Annotated in this window: 17 protein-coding genes; 11 read left to right on the top strand and 6 right to left on the bottom strand. The window is 67.8% G+C overall.

Annotated elements, in window-relative coordinates; translation table 11 throughout:
- Positions 1-41: 41 nt before the first annotated feature.
- From HV793_RS30845 to HV793_RS30830, 4 genes are read right to left on the bottom strand one after another with little or no spacing between them, the layout of a single operon-like run.
- Positions 42-260 (bottom strand): hypothetical protein, encoded by a 219-nt coding sequence (locus HV793_RS30845; protein WP_175182255.1) that lies wholly within the window; start codon positions 258-260, stop codon positions 42-44.
- Positions 260-2,164 carry an esterase/lipase family protein gene (locus HV793_RS30840; protein ID WP_175162592.1) on the bottom strand — a complete coding sequence of 635 codons (1,905 nt, stop codon included), beginning with the start codon at positions 2,162-2,164 and terminating at the stop codon, positions 260-262. Before HV793_RS30840 ends, HV793_RS30845 begins: the two co-directional genes overlap by 1 nt.
- Positions 2,161-3,195: an Lnb N-terminal periplasmic domain-containing protein gene (locus tag HV793_RS30835; RefSeq protein WP_175214463.1), complete on the bottom strand. Its 1,035-nt coding sequence runs from the start codon at positions 3,193-3,195 to the stop codon at positions 2,161-2,163. Before HV793_RS30835 ends, HV793_RS30840 begins: the two co-directional genes overlap by 4 nt.
- Positions 3,182-3,865: a MarC family NAAT transporter gene (locus tag HV793_RS30830; RefSeq protein WP_054456540.1), complete on the bottom strand. Its 684-nt coding sequence runs from the start codon at positions 3,863-3,865 to the stop codon at positions 3,182-3,184. The genes HV793_RS30835 and HV793_RS30830 overlap by 14 nt, the downstream gene beginning before the upstream one ends.
- Before the next feature lie 152 nt (positions 3,866-4,017).
- Here HV793_RS30830 and HV793_RS30825 point away from each other — a divergent pair, with 152 nt between their 5' ends.
- The gene (locus tag HV793_RS30825) at positions 4,018-4,656 is read left to right on the top strand and encodes a TetR/AcrR family transcriptional regulator (RefSeq protein ID WP_054456539.1); all 639 of its coding nucleotides are present in this window, start codon (positions 4,018-4,020) and stop codon (positions 4,654-4,656) included.
- Here the strand turns inward: HV793_RS30825 and HV793_RS30820 are convergent.
- Complete coding sequence (locus tag HV793_RS30820; RefSeq protein ID WP_175214462.1) at positions 4,617-5,882, bottom strand: MFS transporter; 1,266 nt, start codon at positions 5,880-5,882, stop codon at positions 4,617-4,619. The two genes, HV793_RS30825 and HV793_RS30820, sit on opposite strands and share 40 nt — an antisense overlap.
- Before the next feature lie 105 nt (positions 5,883-5,987).
- Between HV793_RS30820 and HV793_RS30815 the strand changes: the two genes are divergently transcribed.
- From HV793_RS30815 to HV793_RS30770, 10 genes are all read left to right on the top strand, one after another.
- A complete protein-coding gene (locus HV793_RS30815) occupies positions 5,988-6,941 on the top strand; it encodes a LysR family transcriptional regulator (protein WP_175214461.1) in 954 nt (317 codons plus the stop codon).
- A gap of 118 nt (positions 6,942-7,059) precedes the next feature.
- Positions 7,060-7,863, top strand: a complete 804-nt coding sequence (hutG, locus tag HV793_RS30810) for an N-formylglutamate deformylase (protein WP_175182258.1) — start codon at positions 7,060-7,062, stop codon at positions 7,861-7,863.
- Between the two features lie 175 nt (positions 7,864-8,038).
- The gene (locus HV793_RS30805; protein WP_175162583.1) at positions 8,039-9,220 is read left to right on the top strand and encodes an ABC transporter substrate-binding protein; all 1,182 of its coding nucleotides are present in this window, start codon (positions 8,039-8,041) and stop codon (positions 9,218-9,220) included.
- Positions 9,221-9,305: 85 nt separating this feature from the next.
- Positions 9,306-10,163 (top strand): branched-chain amino acid ABC transporter permease, encoded by an 858-nt coding sequence (locus HV793_RS30800; protein WP_054456535.1) that lies wholly within the window; start codon positions 9,306-9,308, stop codon positions 10,161-10,163.
- Positions 10,160-11,176, top strand: coding sequence for a branched-chain amino acid ABC transporter permease (locus tag HV793_RS30795; RefSeq protein WP_054456534.1), 1,017 nt, complete (start codon positions 10,160-10,162; stop codon positions 11,174-11,176). The genes HV793_RS30800 and HV793_RS30795 overlap by 4 nt, the downstream gene beginning before the upstream one ends.
- Positions 11,173-11,928 (top strand): ABC transporter ATP-binding protein, encoded by a 756-nt coding sequence (locus HV793_RS30790; protein ID WP_175162579.1) that lies wholly within the window; start codon positions 11,173-11,175, stop codon positions 11,926-11,928. Before HV793_RS30795 ends, HV793_RS30790 begins: the two co-directional genes overlap by 4 nt.
- Positions 11,925-12,632, top strand: coding sequence for an ABC transporter ATP-binding protein (locus HV793_RS30785; RefSeq protein ID WP_175214460.1), 708 nt, complete (start codon positions 11,925-11,927; stop codon positions 12,630-12,632). Before HV793_RS30790 ends, HV793_RS30785 begins: the two co-directional genes overlap by 4 nt.
- Positions 12,629-13,867, top strand: coding sequence for a thiolase family protein (locus HV793_RS30780; protein ID WP_054456531.1), 1,239 nt, complete (start codon positions 12,629-12,631; stop codon positions 13,865-13,867). Before HV793_RS30785 ends, HV793_RS30780 begins: the two co-directional genes overlap by 4 nt.
- Positions 13,868-13,897: 30 nt before the next feature.
- Entirely contained in the window at positions 13,898-15,427 is a 1,530-nt protein-coding gene (locus HV793_RS30775) for an AMP-binding protein (RefSeq protein ID WP_175214459.1), read from the top strand.
- On the top strand, positions 15,424-16,152 hold the full coding sequence (locus tag HV793_RS30770) for a GntR family transcriptional regulator (RefSeq protein WP_119449390.1): 729 nt from the start codon (positions 15,424-15,426) through the stop codon (positions 16,150-16,152). Before HV793_RS30775 ends, HV793_RS30770 begins: the two co-directional genes overlap by 4 nt.
- A 15-nt stretch (positions 16,153-16,167) precedes the next feature.
- On the opposite strand, the gene HV793_RS30765 is transcribed toward HV793_RS30770, so the two are convergent.
- The gene (locus HV793_RS30765) at positions 16,168-17,136 is read right to left on the bottom strand and encodes a LysR substrate-binding domain-containing protein (protein WP_175214458.1); all 969 of its coding nucleotides are present in this window, start codon (positions 17,134-17,136) and stop codon (positions 16,168-16,170) included.
- Positions 17,137-17,157: the final 21 nt, after the last annotated feature.

The raw sequence follows: 17,157 nt of genomic DNA, 5'->3' as shown, positions 1-17,157 counted from the left end.
GCAGCGGCCCCTGGCCGGCCATTTCGGTCCTGCGCGCAGGATTATCCGGCTTGCGTGACAGGCCGCCTGTGCTTGGCCTTCGCGGCATCGCGCGCGGCTGCCTCGACGATCAGGGCCTGGCGTTTGCGGAAAGTGGCCTGGCGCCTGGCCGCTGCGCGCGTCGCGATCCAGTCATAGAGCAGTACGCCCGGCTGGCGCAACAGCGCCGCGATCAAGATACCGGCGGCGGCGCCCAGCAGGCCGAACAACAACCCGTGCATCAGCGCGCTCCCTGTTCCAGCTGAAGCCGCAGAATGCGCCTGAGCTCCAGGATCGCCTGCGGCGTCTCCTGCACGCTGTGCGAGAACGGAATGATCTTCTCGGACTCGGCTCCGTCCAGATGCGCGCTGCGGTACGGCACCAGCCCGTCGTCCGAATCCGCCAGCGGGACGCCGGGCGTATTGTTCGCAATGATGCTGTGGTAGCGCACCGCCGGCGAAATCGGCATGGACTCGGTCAGTTTCACAAATCGGTCCTTTTCGCTCAGGTTGTCCACGCCATTGGGCACCCGGATCGAGGTTTCTGGCCGGGGCGGCCCATCGGCGTCGGCCAGCCTGTTGAGCTTGGCGAACTGCCTGACTACGGTCACAGGCAGCGTGATCAGGTTGGACAGCCAACGCGACAAAGTGTTCTCGGCAAATGGCGTACCCCGGTGCGGCGCCGCGATGAACACCGCGCGCGAGATGCCGGGAAATGGCTCGAAGCTCAGCACCGGGTCGAATTCAGCATGCGCCTCGGCCAGGCGGGTCTCGTCCAGCTTGGCGTGGTCGCGCAATGCGTCCCAGAGCACGGTGCCGGACGAGGATACCAGCAGCCGGCTCAGCACGCCCCCCATGCTGTGCCCGATGATAACGGCATCGCGTGAAGCTTGCGCCGCCCCCATGGGATCGAAATGCTCGATCGTCTGGCGCAGCGCATCGCGGATGGCGCGGTTGTTCAGCGCCAGCGGCGTGTTGGTCGGGTAATAGACCTGCCAGATCTGGTAATTCTGGCGCAGGGTTTCATCGCCCAGCACCTCGTTGGCGACGTTGATCCAGGCCTCGGGGCTGCTCGCCAGACCGTGCAGCATGACGACGGTGCGCCGGTCCGGGTCGTAGGGCTGTAACAGGTATACGTGCGGCGCCTCGATGCCCTCTTCCTTGCCCAGCACGTTGCGCAGCGCCTGGGTGGCGAAGCCCGACCGCGCCAGCCACAGGCCGTAGCCCGACGTGAAGTTGGCGGCCAGCGGCACCTTCGTGCCGGCCAGTTCGACCGAGTCCCGCTTGTATGGATCGTAGGCCGCCAGGGTCGCATTGTGCGTGGCCATGACTTCCTCCAGCGTGCCGCCGGGAAAAGCCATGATGACGGTCACTGCCGGAAACGGCGTTTCACTGTACGGCGTCTTGAAGGTGTCGGCATCGTTGACACGGCGCGCCGTGACCGCCACCAACTCGGCGCCGAAGCCGTCGCGCCGGTACATGCTGCGCAGCCCCCGGAAGGTCAAGTTAGCCGCGGGCACCAGTTCGTGCGGAAACTGCTTGCCGCCGGGCAGCTTGACATCGGACATCTCGCCCACGACCTGCCAGGGTCCCGCCGCCATGCTGGCCCCGGGTTCCGGCGGACGGCCGCGATGCTGCTCGAACAGGCGCGTGACGGCCTGCTGCACCGCGTAGTTGTAATAGTCGCGCACCTGGGTCTGGCGGTCCTCGAAGGCGCGGTCGCTGGGCGAGCGCGGCGTGAAGAACAGATAGGCATAGGCGGCCCGCGCCGTCTGCAGATAGGCGTCCAGCAGCTCGTCCTGGCCGGCCTGGCCGTCGGGGCGCTGCTTTTCCGTGGCCAACGCCTCCATCAGCCAGACTTCGGACAGCGTGGAGAGGCGCCGTTCGCTGTCCAGCCCATCCATGGTGGCAAGCGCGCGGGTACAGGCGTCGCGATCCTTGCGGCATTCCTGCGCGTTCAGGCCCAGCACGGCCATGGACTCGCGCGCGGAGGCGCTCAACTGGCCGGTGGTGAGCACGTCGCCGCGGCGCTGGGCGATGTAGTCCTGGGTGCTGACGGAAGACACCTTGACACCTGCGCAGCCGGCGCACAGCAGCAGGGCCAGGATCGCGCCGCCCTTCGCGCCGGCCGCCCGGATTCCGCTCACTGCGCGGCCCCAGCGGATGCCGGTTGGCGGATGGCCCGCGAAAACTCGACCGGATCGGGGCCCGGCAATGCGGGCTTGCCAAGGTAGGCTTGTTCGCGCAGCTTGGCCAGCGGCTTGCGGGTATCCAGGCCGCCTTGTTCGTAGAGGTATTCCGGCAGGTAGCCGGACAGGAGGATGCGGTAATCCATCGGCAGGCCCGGCACGATGGCGCGCACCATGCTGTAGACCAGCGTCGTGCAATTGGCGGTCACCGTGTGATAGAAGCGCGGCGCGTCGGCCAGTTCATTCGCGGTGCGCACATAGGACAAGAACAATTCGCGCATGGCGGGCACGGGCATGTCGACGGGATACAGGTACACGCGTTCGGCGCGCGGCCCGGCCCGCACGTAGAGGATGTCGCGCTCCTGCGCGGCGATCACGCTCAGTTCGAACTGCTTGAAGAAGCCGCCGATCTCGGAAAACTGCTCGCCGCGTTCCTTGCGGATCTCGACCGAAAACACGACGTGACGGCCGTCGGTGAAACCGAAGGAGACCAGCGTGTGGGCGATGGCCGGGCTGCCCCAGTACGACAGGACCATGTCCACGGAAACGAGCTCGTTCAGGTTGTACTGCTGGATTTCCCAGCGCGCCGTGTAGCGCGCGTCGGTATCGGCCTGCCAGTCGAAGTTGCGCACGCTGTCCAACGTGACGATGGATCCGGAGACGCTGCCGCGCAGCGTGCGCGCCACATCGTCCGCCCAGATCCGGTCGTTGGACGGGGCCAGAGTCTGCCACCAGACGCACAGCGCGGCCATGCCGATCAACCAGGTCCAGGCGGATCGCCGCGTGCGTCCGCGCCACAGCGCGACGGCCGCATACAGGCACAGCGCGGCCCAGGCCAGCGCCGCTGCGCCTTGCACCACTGTGCCGCCCGGCATGCGGTAGAACAGCGCCAGACCGCCCCACAGCGCGGACAGGATAAGAACAAGACTGAAGATGACGCGTCCGGCGATCGCCAGGCAGCCGCGCCCGGGTCGATTACATGCCGCCATGCTGTTGCACGATTTCCAGAACGCCGTTGATCACGAACTGCACCGCCATGCACACGAGCAGGAAGCCCATGATGCGGGAGATGGCTTCCACCCCGCCCTGCCCGATCACGGCCACGATGCGCCCGGCCGAACGCAGGCATATCCAGAACAGCAGGCCCAGCAGGGAGAACACGAGGATGGGAGTCACCGCCAGCACCCAGGGCGCATAGGTCTGCGTCACCGAGGCATCGAGGGTCGCCGCGCCGCTGATGATCATGGCGATGGTGCCCGGGCCCGCCGTGCCAGGCATCGCCAGCGGCACGAAGGCGATGTTGGGCGTCTGCCGATTGGCCTGGGCATCAGCCACGTCGGCCTCGGAGGCGGTCGACGGCGCAGATGGGAACACCATGCTGAAGCCGATGCTGGCCACGATCAGCCCGCCGGCGATGCGCAGCCCCGGGATCGAAATGCCGAAGGTATGCATGATCCAGGCGCCGGCGTAGTAGGTGACCAGCATGATGCCGACCACGTAGAAGGCGGCCTGCCTGACCTGGCGTTCGCGCTCTTTATAGGGAATCTGCTGGCCCAGGGACAGCAGCAATGTCATGGAGGTCAGGGGATTGGCCAGGGGCAGCATCAAGGCCAGCCCCAGGCTGACCAGTTTTCCCAATTGAACCAGGTCGTCGATCATGGTGATGAGCGCTGCGGGCGCCGGCGTTGCGGCGGGTCACAGCTGCTTGGATGATGTTGCAAGCGCGTAATGTACTATACATTACACAAATTCAGCCAGACATCCGCCTGGTGCAAGAGAGTCCGCGACCGACACGCGGCCATGGGAATGAAGTGAATACGATTCCAGACGATACGGCGCCGCGCGCGCTGACCAGCCGGGGCGAGGCGCGCCGCGAGCGCCTGCTCGAAGCCGCAACCCAGTCACTGCTGGAGCACGGCTACGCGCAAACTTCCATCCAGCGCATCGTGCGCCAGGCGGGCGGGTCGGCGGCCACCGCCTACCAGCTATTCGGCAACAAGGAAGGCCTGCTGGTTGCGGTGCTGGAGCACGAATTGAACGGCATGCGCGCGGCGGTCTTCGCCGACGCCATGCTGGACCAGCCCGTCGGCCCCGCTCTGCATGAACTTGCGCGACGCCTGCTGACCTACGCCCTGCAGCCCAAATCGGCTGCGCTCTACCGCCTGATCGTGTCGGAATCGCATCGCCTGCCGCATCTGGCCGAATCCCTGCGGCAGGCGGTGGAAGTGCAACTGCACGCGCCCCTGGAACAATGCCTGACACGCGCTTGCGCGCGCGGCGAATTGCGCATCGACGATCCGCGCCTGGCAGCGCGTACCCTGGGCAACCTGATCAACGGCATCGCCTCGCACGCGCGGCTGACCGGCGGCCGCGCCGACGGCCCCGACGCAGACCATCTGGCCACCTGCCGCTACGGGGTGGATACCCTGTTGCGCGCCTTCCGCGCGTAATCGCCGCGCCACTCGCCCCACCCAGCCCGCGCCAGCATCAGCGCCGGCCAGAGCATGCAGGCCGCGGCCAGCCATAGATTGGCCCGCAGCCCCAATGCGTCCACGCTGGGCACGCCCAGCAGCGAACCTGCCGCGATGCCCAGGTTGAACACCGCGACGAACAGCGATGTGGCGGCTTCCACGGCATCCGGCGCGGCCTTCATCATCCAGGTTTGCAGCGACACCGACACCGCGCCATAAGCCAGGCCCCACAGCAAGAGCAAGACCGCGACGGCCGGGCGCAACTGCCCCAGCATGCCCAGCAGCAGCAAGACCATCAGCAGGCTGACCGCGATCATCAGCAGCGTCGCGGCCGGCCGCCTGGCGGCCGCAGTCCCGCCCAGGAAGTTGCCCGCCACACCCGCCGCGCCGTAGGCGAAAAGCAGCGGTCCGATCCAGTTCTCTCCGAACGCCGCGTGGATCTGCAGCAGCGGACGGACGAAGGTGTAGGCCATGAAATGGCCCGCGACCAGGAACAGCGTGATCAGGAGACCCCGCCGCAGGCCCGGATTGGCCAGCTGCGACACCAGTTGGCGCGGACGCAGCGAACGCGCGGTGGGCAACGGCGGCAGGTTGAGCAGATTCAGCAGCAGCACGGCGGCGCACAGCGCGGCCATGGCGCCGAAGGCCGCGCGCCAACCGGCCAGCTCGCCGATGAAGGCGCCCAGCGGTACGCCCAGCACGGACGCCACCGCGACCCCGCCGAAGATGATGGAAGTGGCCAGTCCCACCGAGCCCGCCCCGACCAGCCTGCCCGCCAATCCACCCGCGATCGCCCAGATGCCGCCGATGCAAAAGCCCACCAGCACCCGCGCCGCCAGGAACCACGCCATGCTGGGCGCCCAGGCGCTGGCCGCGTTGGCGCAGGCCAGCAGCGCCAGCAAACCGCAAAGGATCACGCGGCGGTCCGCCCCCTTCGCGCCGATGACGACCAGCGGCGCGAACAGCGCCGCCAGGATGGCCGGCACGAACAGCATGAAGCCGCCCATGCCCACCGAAACGTCGAGCGCAGCGGTAATGGGCACGAACAGCCCCACCGGCAGCATTTCGGTGGTGACCACGCAGAAGGTCGCCAGGCCGACGGCGATCACGCCCAGCCACGCACGCCAGCCAGCGCGCTCAGGCATGGGTTCGGTATACGAAGCGCCAGCGATGGCGTGGTCTTCAGGGGAAATGCCGCGAGTCATGGTCAAAGGTTCCAAGCAAGGCCCAGGCCGGGCCGACTCCTGGGCAGTCTACTGTTTCCATTTCGCTGATAAAGTAGGAAAACCAATAAACACAAGGGACGAATCGTGCGCAATTCATCCTACCCAGCCGCCCGTCTGGACCACATCGGCGATCTGCTCGCGTTCGTGCGCGTGGCCGACACCCAGAGCTTTACCGCCGCGGCCGAAAAGCTGGGCCTGTCGCGTTCGGCCGTCGGCAAGTGCATCGCGCGCCTGGAACTGGGCCTGGGCGCGCGGCTGCTCCACCGCAGCACGCGCAGCGTCAGCCTCAGCGACGAAGGCCGCGTCTTCTACGAACATGCGCAGCGCATCCTGTCCGAAGTGGACAACGCCACCGACGCCATGGCCAGCCGCAAGCAGGCGCCGCGCGGCCGGCTGCGCATCGACCTGCCGGTATCGCTGGGACGGCTGCACATCATGCCGCTGCTGCGCGACTACCTGCGCGATTGGCCCGAAGTCGAGGCGGACATCAGCTTTTCCGACGACTACATCGACCTGGTGCGTGACGGCGTGGACGTCGCCATCCGCATCGGCGGCGAAACCGACAGCCGGCTGGTGCGCCGGGTGCTGGCGCCGCATCGCCTGATCACCTGCGCCGCGCCCGGCTACCTGGCCCGCCACGGCGCGCCAGCCAGCCCGGATGACCTTGCTGGCCACCGCACCCTGGCCTACACCCATGCCGGCGCACTGGTGCCCTGGCGCTTTGCCGTCAACGCACAGGAACGCAGTGTTCATGTCGCTGGACGGCTGAGGCTGGGCAACACGGAAGCGCTGCGCGACGCCGCGCTGGCGGGCGAAGGCATCGTCCAATTAGGCGCCTTCCTGGTGGGGGATGATCTGCGCGCCGGCCGGCTGGCGCCGGTACTGGAATCGGTAGCGCCGGCCGGCGCGCCGGTGTGCGCGGTCTATCCGCACCGGCGCCACCTGGCGCCCAAGGTGCGCGTCCTGATCGACGCCATCGCCGACAGATGGCGCGGCGGCGCGCCCTGGACCAGCGACGCCGCGCCGCCGCGGCCATAGGCGTGCGCCCGATCCACTATGATTGCCGGCATTGCCCCGCCGGGCGCAATACCGGACACCCAGGGACGCTGCCAGGCATGCCCTTGCCTGCGCCCCGCCATTTCCCCCGGAGTTTTACTTGAGCGACATCTACCAATTCAGCCGCGGCACGGCGCCGCTGCTGATCTCCATTCCCCATCTGGGCAGCATGATCCCCGACTCGCAGCGCGCGCAGATGACGCCGCTGGGCCTGCAGTCGGGCGACACCGACTGGCACCTGGACACGCTGTACAGGTTCGCCGAGGCGCTGGGCGCGTCCGTCATCGGCGCGCGCTATTCGCGCTACGTGGTGGACCTGAACCGCCCGCCCAACGATGAAAGCCTGTATCCCGGTCAGACCAAGACCGGCCTGTGCCCGACCCAGACCTTCCGCGGCGACGCCCTCTACCGCAACGAGGCCGTCCTGACCGACGCGGAACGCGAGCACCGGCTACAGACCTACTGGAAGCCCTACCACGCCAAGCTGTGCGAGGAGATCGACCGCATCAAGGCCGAGCACGGCACCGTACTGCTGTGGGAAGCGCACTCGATCGCCAGCGTGCTGCCGCGCCTGTTCGAAGGCAAGCTGCCCGACCTGAACATCGGCACCGCCGACGGCGCGGCCTGCGCGCCCGACATCCTGGCGCCCGTCGAAGAGCGGCTGCGCGAAAACACCGCCTACACCTGGGCGGTGAACGGCCGCTTCAAGGGCGGCTACATCACGCGCCACTACGGCAAGCCCGCCGACAACGTCCACGCCATCCAGCTGGAAATGTGCCAGTCCGCCTACATGGACGAAACGCATCCCTACGCCTATCGCCCCGACCTGGCGGGCAAGGTCATCCCGCTGGTCGAAAGCATGGTGCAGTCGGCGCTCAAACAGACCGAAGCGCGCCAGCGCTAACCGCAAGCCGGTCCCCACCCCGAACCGCCCCAGGCGCTTGCCGCCTCGGGGCGGTTTTTTTTGTCTCGGCGCTCGGGTATTCCCCAATTTTTCACATCACAATCCAAAACGTAGTATCTCAACCGCGCTACGTAAAACATTACGAGCCATAACGAAAAATACGCGGAGACAGAAAATGAAGACATGGAGTCACGCCGCCTGCGGCGCGCTGGCGCTGTGCGCCCTGTATGCGACAGGGGCGCGCGCCGCCGATCCCGACACGTTCAAGATCGGCGGCGTGGTCTCGCTGTCGGGGACCTACGGCATCTTTGGCGAAGACATGCGCAAGGGCGTCACCATCGCCATCGAGCAGCGCGGCGGCAAGGTGCTGGGCAAGCCCATCCAGGTCACCTGGGAAGACGATGAAACCAAGCCGCAGCCCGCGGTGCAGAAAACCACCCGCCTGATCTCCGATGGATCGCAGATGATCTTCGGCGCGGTCAGCTCGGCCAGCACGCTGGCCATCATGAACATCGCCAAGCAGCGCAAGATTCCCCATCTGGTCACCATGTCGGCCGACGACAAGATCACGGTGCCGGGCGGCTCGCGCTATACCTTCCGCACCTCCAACACGCTGGGCATGGAGCAGCGCATGGCGCTGGCCTACTCCAAGGAGCAGAAGCTCAAGCGCATCTACGGCGTGACGGCCGACTACCAGGCCACGCGCGACAGCTGGGACTGGTACCGGCGCGAAGCCGAGAAGGCCGGCATCGAGATCGTGGGCGCCGATTTCCCGCCGCTGGGCAATCGCGACTATTCCTCCATCGCCGACAAGATCGCGCGCTCCAACGCCGACGGCGTGGCGCTGTTCATGACGGGCTCGGACGCCGTCACCATGGTCAAGCAGGCCGGCCAGATCGAACTGGGCAAGACGCGCAAGATCTTCGGCCCGGTGATCGCCGACGAGACCATGGCGGCCGGCGTCGGCCCCACCGCGGTCGGCGTGCAGTCCGGCGTGAGATATCACTTCACCGTCGAGAACGACGCCAACAAGGCATTCGTCGAGGCTTTCCGCAAGAAATACAACGAGTTCCCCTCGGCCGCCGCTGGCGAAGCCTACGACGGCATGAGCTGGTGGCTGGACGTGGTCGACAAGACCGGCACCTGGGACAAGGAAAAGTGGGTCGAGGCGTTTGCCGCCAGCGAGCGCACCAACTCCGTGGAAGGCAAGAAAACCATGCGCGCCTGCGACCACCAGGCCATGCAGAACGGCCTGTGGGGCGTGGTGGACACGGGCAAGCCGCCGCAGCCCGCCTACGTCATGGACATCGTCAAGGTGTTCCCGCCGGAGCAGGTTTTCGAACCCTGCGCGGGCTGAAGCCGCCGAGTGACGCACCCGCCGGTCCTCGTGGACCGGTTTTCCCCCCGGCGCGCCCCTGCGCGCCGCCTGACGGATTTTTGCCATGTCCACCGTGATCATCGGCCTGAGCCTGGGAATGCTGCTGTTCCTGCTGGCGTCCGGCCTTACGCTTATCTTCGGCATGCTGGGCGTCATCAACTTCGCCCATGGCGCGCTGTACATGCTGGGCGCCTACCTGGCCTTCGACATCCAGCTGCGCACCGGTTCCTTCATCGCCGGGCTGGTCGTGGCAACGGTGGGCGTCGGCCTCGTCGGCGTGGCGATGGAACGGCTGGCCCTGCGACCGCTGTACAACCGCCCGCACTTCTATCAACTGATCCTGACCTTCGGCTTCATCCTCGTCATCAGCGAGGCCGTGAAGTTCGTCTGGGGCCTGGGCTACCAGGAAACGCCGATGCCGGCGCTGCTGGCGGGCACGGTCGAACTGGCCGGCAGCACCATCCCCGTCTACCGCCTGTTCGTCATCGTCTTCGGCCTGCTGGTGTCGGCCGCGCTGTTCTTCGTGCTGGAGAAAAGCACCTTCGGCATGCTGGTGCGCGCGGCCAGCAGCGACGGCGAAATGGTGCGCATCCTGGGCCTGCCGGCCGCCACCATCCGCAGCGCGGTGTTCGGCGTGGGCGCGGCGCTGGCCGGGCTGGCCGGCGCCATCTCCGCGCCGTTGTTCCCGATAGAGCTGGGCATGGCCACCAACACCATCATCGACTGCTTCATCGTGGTGATCCTGGGCGGGCTGGGCAATATCCGCGGCGTGGTCGCGGCGTCGCTGTTGATCGGCATGGTGCGTGCGGTGGGCTACACCTTCATGCCCAGCTGGGTCGACATCCTGACGTTCGCCATGCTGATCGCCACCCTGCTCACCCGTCCGCAAGGACTGTTCTCCCGCCAAGCGAGGCTGGCATGACGACTTCCCGCCAAGATGCCGCCATCGCGGCAGGCGTGGCCGCCGCGGTGATCGCGGTGCCCTTCTGCACGCAAAACGACTTTCTCCTGAACCTGACCATCCTGATCATGGTGTGGTCCATCTTCGCCGTGGGTTTCGACCTGGTGTTCGGCCTGCTGGGCATGGTGTCCTTCGGCCACGCGGCCTTCCTGGGCACCGGCGGCTACGCGCTGGCGCTGGCCACCCAGCGCTACGGCCTGCCATTCGAGGCCGGGCTGGCGCTGGCCGTCGTGGCGGGCGCGGCCTGCGCCTGGATCTTCAGCGTGTTCGCGCTGCGGGTCTCGGGGATCTTCTTCGCCCTGGTCACGCTGGCGCTGTCGCAGCTCATGTACATCCTGGCCGACAGCAAGTTGCGCGAATGGACTGGCGGCGCCGACGGCCTGCCCGGCATCGGCCGGCCGGAACTCGCGGGGATAGACTTCTTCGATACCGTGAACTTCTATTGGTATGTCGCCGCCGTGTTCGCCCTGGTGATGGCCTTGATGGCGATGCTGCGCGCTTCGCCCTTCGGCCGCGCGGTCGCGGGCGTGCGCCAGAACGAGATCCGCGCCGCCCAGCTGGGCTACAACGTGCAGCGCCTGAAGCAGATCACCTTCCTCGTGTCCGGCGCCGTCGGCGGCCTGGCGGGTGGACTGCTGGCCGCGGTGCTGATGTACATGAACCCGCAGATGCTGCACTGGACCACCTCCGGCGACGTCATCATCATGACCCTGCTGGGCGGCGCCGGCACCCTGTGGGGACCGGTGGCCGGCGTGCTGCTGTTCGAGGCGCTGAAGGAATGGCTCAGCGGCTGGACGCCCTATTGGTACGGCATCCTGGGCCTGGTCTTCATCCTGGCCACGCTGTACTTCCCGCAAGGAGTGCTGGGCGCGCTGCAGGCCCGCTGGAGCCGCAAGCGCCCCGCGGCGCCCGCCCCCGCCAGTCCACCCGCCCCCGCCGTGCCGCTGGCGCCGCGCGAAGGGAGCCCGTCATGAGCGATATCGCACTGCAATGCGCACAGGTCAGCGTCACCTTCGGCGCGCTGCGCGCCATCGAGGACTTCAGCTACGCCTTCGAAACCGGCCGCGTCTACGGCCTGATCGGCCCCAATGGCGCGGGCAAGACCACCCTGCTCAACGTGCTGTCCGGCAACCTGCCCGGACATGGCGGGCGCATCCTGTGCCACGGCGCGGACATCTCGCGCCTGCGGGCCCATGAGCGCGCCAGGCATGGCATCGGCCGCAGCTTCCAGATCACCAAGATCTTTCCTGAAATGACGGTGCTGGAGAACCTGCGCATCGCCGCGCAGATCAGCCACTCGCATCTGCTGCCGTTCTGGCTGGCGCCGCGCTACGACCGCCGCCTGGCGTCCACCATCGACGCCATGCTGGAACTGACCGACCTGACGGCATGGCGCGACACCGTGGCGGGTACCTTGTCTTACGGCTTGCAGCGCGCGCTGGAGCTGGGCCTGACGCTGCTGCCGGACCCGCGCATCCTGCTGCTGGACGAACCGCTGGCCGGCGTCGGCCACCATGAGATAGCCGCCGCCACCCGCCTGATCCGCCACGCCGCCGCCGGCCGCACGGTGCTGCTGATCGAACACAACATGGACGTGATCATGACGCTGTCCGAACACATCGTGGTGCTGTCCAACGGCCGCAAGGTGGCCGAGGGACCGCCGGCCGCCATCCGCGACGACGCCACCGTGCGCGCCGTCTATCTGGGCGAGGAGGTGGCGGCATGATCGAACTGCAACATGCCAGCGTGCACTACGGCCAGGCGCTGGCGCTCAAGAACATAGGCTTGCGCGCGGCCCAGGACGAGATCGTCGCCATCGTCGGGCGCAACGGCGCTGGCAAGTCCACCGTGCTCAAGACGCTGATCGGGCTCAGGCCGCTGTCCGCCGGCAACCGCCTGATCGCCGGCCAGGACGCCACGCGCCGCGCCGTCGAACAGATCAGCCGCGACGGGATCGCGCTGGTGCCCGACACGCGCCGCATCTTCCCCAACCTGACGGTGCGCGAAAACCTGCGCATGGGCGCACTGGCGCACCAGCCCGGCTACTGGACGCAGGACCGGGTGCTGCAGGTCTTTCCGCGGCTGGGCGAACGCATAGGCTTCCATGGCGACCAGCTATCCGGCGGCGAACAGCAGATGCTGTCGATCGCGCGCGCCCTGCTGGGCAATCCGCGCGTCCTGCTGCTGGACGAGCCGACCGAGGGGCTGGCGCCGCGCATCGTCAACGAACTGATCGAGGTCTTCGCCGAAGTCCACCGTCAGGGCACCGGCATCGTGCTGGTCGAGCAGAACCTGAAGGTGCCTGCCCGCCTGGCGCACCGCCAGTACGTGCTGGACCACGGCGAAATCGCCTGGAGCGGATCGGCCGCGGAAGTCCAGGCCGACCGCCACATCATCGAATCCATCCTCACCACGGGCATCCAAGCATGAGCAACGACACCACCTACATCGCGGGCGTGGGTATCACCCGCTTCGACAAGCAGCCGGCCAAAAGCGTCAAGGACCTGGTGCGCGACGCGGTCACGCAGGCGCTGGCCGACGCGGGTTGCGACGCCGCCGACCTGCAGGCGGCCTATTTCGCCACCGCTGGCCAGGGTTCCATCGAAGGCCAATACATGGTGGCCGGCCAGGTTGCGCTGAAGGCCATGGGCATCGCCGGCATCCCCGTCGTCAACGTGGAGAATGCCTGCGCCAGCTCCAGCACCGCGCTGAACGCCGCGCACTTGTACGTAGCCTCGGGCGCGGGCGACATCTGCCTGGCCGTGGGCGTGGACAAGCTGTTTTCCGAGGACAAGGCCAAGAGCTTCGCCGTGTTCGACGGCGCCTGGGACGTGCATGACGCGCCGGCGCAGATGGCGCGCCTGATGGCGCTGGCGCCCGACGTAACGCCCCCGCCCGGCTTCGAAGAGCCGGGCAAACGCAGCGTGTTCATGGACATCTACGCCAGCCTGGCGCGGCTGCACATGAAGACCTTCGGCACCACCCAGCGCCAGCTTGCCGCCGTGGCCGCCAAGAACCACATGCATTCCACCCGCAATCCGCTGGCCCAGTTCCAGTACCCCATGACGATAGACGAGGCCCTGGCCGCCCGGCCCGTGTCCTGGCCGCTGACCCTGCCCATGTGCGCCCCCATCAGCGACGGCGCGGCCGCCGCCATCGTCTGCAACGCCCAGGGCTTGAAGCGCCTGCAACGCGCCCGCGCCGTGCGCTTGTACGCCAGCGTGCTGCGAACCGCCACCGACCGCCCGGCCGACCGCTACGACCGGCACCTGTGCCATCTGGCCGCGCTCGAGGCCTACGAGCGCGCCGGCGTCGGCCCGCAGGACATGTCGCTGGCGGAAGTGCACGACGCCACCGCCTTCGCCGAGATCCAGCAGACCGAGGCGCTGGGCTTCTGCGCCTTCGGCGAAGGCGGACCGATGGCCGAGTCCGGCGCCACCAGCCTGGGCGGCCGCATCCCCATCAACGTGTCCGGCGGCCTGTTGTCGCGCGGCCACCCCATCGGCGCGACCGGGCTGGCGCAAGTCCACGAAATGGTGATCCAGCTGCGCGGCGAAGCCGGCGCTCGCCAGGTCGAAGGCGCGCGCTTCGCCATCGCCGAGAACGGCGGCGGCTTCAACGGCGTGGAAGAGGCGGTGACCTGCATCACCCTGCTTGGCCGCTGATCCGCGCCCCCCATCAACCCAGAGACCGCCATGCATCTCAGCTCTCTCTTTCACCGCAGCGCCACTATTTACGCCGATCAGCCCGCGCTGGCCGCCGGCACCCGCGATCCCCTCAGCTACGCCCAGCTTCAGGCCCGGGTGCAGGCGCTGGCCGGCTGGCTGCGCGGCCCGCTGGGCCTTTTGCCCGGCCAGCGCGTCATGCTGGCGCTGCGCAACCACCCCAGCTACATCGAATCGATGCTGGCCATCTGGCACGCCGGCCTCTGCGCCGTGCCGGTCAACGCCAAACTGCATCCCAACGAACTCGAATACATCCTGCGCGACAGCGATGCGCGCCTGTGCCTGTCGCAAGGCGAATTGCTGCAGGCGCTGGCGCCCGTCGCCCGCAGCTTGCCAGCGACGCGCGTGGTGGACGTGGAGTCGGCCGAATACGCGGCCGGCGCCCTGGGCCAGCCCTTGCCCCTGGAAACGCGTCCGCCCCAGGACCTGGCCTGGCTGTTCTATACCAGCGGCACTACCGGAAAGCCCAAGGGCGTCATGCTCAGCCATGCCAACCTGGTCGGCATGTGCCTGAACTTCTATGCCGACGTGCAGCCGGTACAGCCCGGCGACGCCATGGTCCACGTGGCGCCGCTGTCGCACGGCGGCGGCCTCTACAGCATTCCGTACTGGCTGCACGGCGCCTTGCAGATCGTGCCCGACAGCGGCGGCCTGGACGAAGAAGAACTGTCCGGGCTGCTGACGCACTACCGCAACGTCAGCCTGTTCGCCTCCCCCACCATCGTGCAGCGCATGGTGCGCCACGCCCGTCAGGCAGGCGGCCCGCCGCCCGGCCTGCGCACGCTGATCGTGGGCGGCGCGCCGTTCTACATCGAAGACATCAAGGACGCGGTGGCCTGCTACGGCGCGCGCGTGGCGCAGATCTACGGACAGGGTGAAAGCCCCATGTCGATATCGGCCTTGTCCGCCTTCCAGATCGCCGACGCCGTGGCCCGCAACGATGACGCGCTGCTGGGCTCGGTGGGGTACATCCAGTCGGCCATGGACGTCGAAATCCGCGAGGCCTCCGGCCGGCCGGCAGCCCCTGGCGAATTGGGCGAAGTCGTCGTCAGCGGGCCGACCGTAATGCAGGGCTACTGGAACAATCCGCGCGCCACCGCCGACACGCTGGCTGGCGGCTGGCTCCATACGGGCGATATCGGCATCCTGGACGAACGCGGCCTGCTGCACCTGAAGGACCGCTCCAAGGACGTCATCATCAGCGGCGGCACCAACATCTATCCGCGCGAAGTGGAAGAGGCGCTGATGCGCCACGATGCCGTGCAGGAGGTCTCGGTGGTCGGCAGCCCCGACCCCGAATGGGGCGAGTCGGTGCTGGCCTTCGTGGTGCTCAAGCCCGGCGCCCGGGCCTCCGAGCAGGATCTGGACCGACTCTGCCTGGAATCCATCGCGCGCTTCAAGCGCCCCAAGCGCTACGTCTTTCTGGAGGAGCTGCCCAAGAACAGCACCGGCAAAGTGTTAAAACGCGAACTCCAACAACGCGCGCTTCCGACTCCATGACCCAAGCTTTCCCCCTCTTTGGCCGCACCGCTGTCAGCCAGACCGAAAAGGCCTATTGCGCCCTGGAGGAAATGATCGTCACCGGCGAACTGCCGCCTGGCAGCCAGTGGTCGGAAACCACCCTGAGCGAACGCGTCGGCATCGGCCGCTCGCCGGTGCGCGACGCCCTGCAGAAGCTGGCGTTCCAACGCCTGGTGGAAATCGCCCCGCGCCAGGGCATCTTCATCTCCGAGATCGACTACCAGGGCCAGTTGAAGATCATTCAGGCGCGCCGCGAGATCGAACGGCTGATCGTGGCCCAGGCCGCGCAGTGGGCCGACGACGGCGAACGCGCCGAATTGACGCAACTGGCCCGTGAACTCGAAGACCTGAAGGCCGTCAACGACATGCGCATGTACATGCGCCTGCATTTCACCCTGACCAGCCAGATCGGCGCCGCCTCGCGCAACAGCTACGCGGCAGAGTTCCACGCCATGCTGCAGACGCTGGCACGGCGCTTCCTGTACTTCCACCAGAAGCGCCACCCGGACCTGGTGCAGATCTGCGAGCTGCACATCCAGCAGATCAACGCCATCGTGGAGGGATCGGTGGAGCGCGCCATCGCCACGGCGGAGGCGCGCAACGACTATGCCGAGAACCTGGCGCGCAACATCCTGATGGAGCTGATCGTCACCTCGGCGGTCACCATCAGCAAGCCGCCGCGAGGCCGCAGCGGCGCGGACTGACGCCCGGGCGCGGTCTCAGCGCCCCGCGTCCACCAGGTTCTGCCAGGCGCCGGTGCTGCGCCCCTCTTCCGCCAGGAACTCCACCAGCGTCGGCAAGGCGGCGTCCATCGGCCGGTTGGCCTGGATCCGCATCACGTAGCCCCAGGAGCCCGGCATGCGCAGGTGCGGCACCAGGGGCACCAGCCGGCCGCTGGCCAGTTCCTCGTCAATCAGCGGCGCGCGGCCCAGCGCGATGCCGACCCCGGCAGCCGCGGCTGCGGCGACCGTGCTCAGACCGCTCAGCACCATGGGTTCCTGCCAGTCGGATTCGGCCAGGCCCAGCCGCGGACTCCAGGTGCGCCAGTCGGTCTCCGGACTGTCGACGTGCTTTTCCTCCAGCCAGCGATGGCGAAGGAACACGCCAGGATCGCCGCGCTCGGCCGGATCGACCAGCGACGGACTGCACACGGGCACCACGGTTTCGGTCATCAACGGGATGTCGCCGGGCTCGGCGATATGCGGCCCCATGGCGCGCACGTGCAGGAACGCCAGGTCGATGTCCTGGCTTTTCCAGGCCGGGTCCTGGCTGGCGTGCAGGTACACCTGGATGTCGATGCCGGGATGCAGCTCGATGAAGCGTCCGATGCGCGGGGCCAGCCACATGGCGGCCAGCGACGGGTTGGCGGAAACGTTCAGGGTATTGCGCCGTTTGCCCCGGGCGGAGGCCCGCACGTTGCGGCAGGCGGTCTCCAGCAGGGTCAAGGCCTGTTGCACGGATGCCAACAGGTCCGCGCCCGCCGCGGTGGTTTCTGCGCGGCGCACCGTGCCTCCGCGGCGCAGCAGCGCCACCCCCAGGTCCGCCTCCAGCGCCCGCAGTTGATGGCTGACGGCGCTCTTGGTCACGTGAAGTTCGGCGGCGGCGCGGCTCAGGCTGCCCAGGCGGGCTACGGCCTCGAAGGCGCGCAGGGCCGCCAGCGGCGGCGTGTGGTTGGGAAGATCGGCCATGGGTCAAGTCTAGCTCAACCC

The organism is Achromobacter aegrifaciens (assembly GCF_902859965.1).
Lineage (GTDB): Bacteria > Pseudomonadota > Gammaproteobacteria > Burkholderiales > Burkholderiaceae_B > Achromobacter > Achromobacter aegrifaciens.
The sequence above is the reverse complement of the archived record's forward strand: the minus strand, read 5'-3'. Positions and strand labels throughout refer to the sequence as shown.

Coding starts and splice junctions, on each gene's coding strand:
- HV793_RS30820 (WP_175214462.1), bottom strand. CDS start 5,882: ATGACTCGCGGCATTTCCCCTGAAGACCACGCCATCGCTGGCGCTTCG.
- HV793_RS30805 (WP_175162583.1), top strand. CDS start 8,039: ATGAAGACATGGAGTCACGCCGCCTGCGGCGCGCTGGCGCTGTGCGCC.
- HV793_RS30770 (WP_119449390.1), top strand. CDS start 15,424: ATGACCCAAGCTTTCCCCCTCTTTGGCCGCACCGCTGTCAGCCAGACC.
- HV793_RS30795 (WP_054456534.1), top strand. CDS start 10,160: ATGACGACTTCCCGCCAAGATGCCGCCATCGCGGCAGGCGTGGCCGCC.
- HV793_RS30775 (WP_175214459.1), top strand. CDS start 13,898: ATGCATCTCAGCTCTCTCTTTCACCGCAGCGCCACTATTTACGCCGAT.
- HV793_RS30780 (WP_054456531.1), top strand. CDS start 12,629: ATGAGCAACGACACCACCTACATCGCGGGCGTGGGTATCACCCGCTTC.
- HV793_RS30800 (WP_054456535.1), top strand. CDS start 9,306: ATGTCCACCGTGATCATCGGCCTGAGCCTGGGAATGCTGCTGTTCCTG.
- HV793_RS30765 (WP_175214458.1), bottom strand. CDS start 17,136: ATGGCCGATCTTCCCAACCACACGCCGCCGCTGGCGGCCCTGCGCGCC.
- HV793_RS30785 (WP_175214460.1), top strand. CDS start 11,925: ATGATCGAACTGCAACATGCCAGCGTGCACTACGGCCAGGCGCTGGCG.
- HV793_RS30835 (WP_175214463.1), bottom strand. CDS start 3,195: ATGGCGGCATGTAATCGACCCGGGCGCGGCTGCCTGGCGATCGCCGGA.
- HV793_RS30790 (WP_175162579.1), top strand. CDS start 11,173: ATGAGCGATATCGCACTGCAATGCGCACAGGTCAGCGTCACCTTCGGC.
- HV793_RS30830 (WP_054456540.1), bottom strand. CDS start 3,865: ATGATCGACGACCTGGTTCAATTGGGAAAACTGGTCAGCCTGGGGCTG.
- HV793_RS30845 (WP_175182255.1), bottom strand. CDS start 260: ATGCACGGGTTGTTGTTCGGCCTGCTGGGCGCCGCCGCCGGTATCTTG.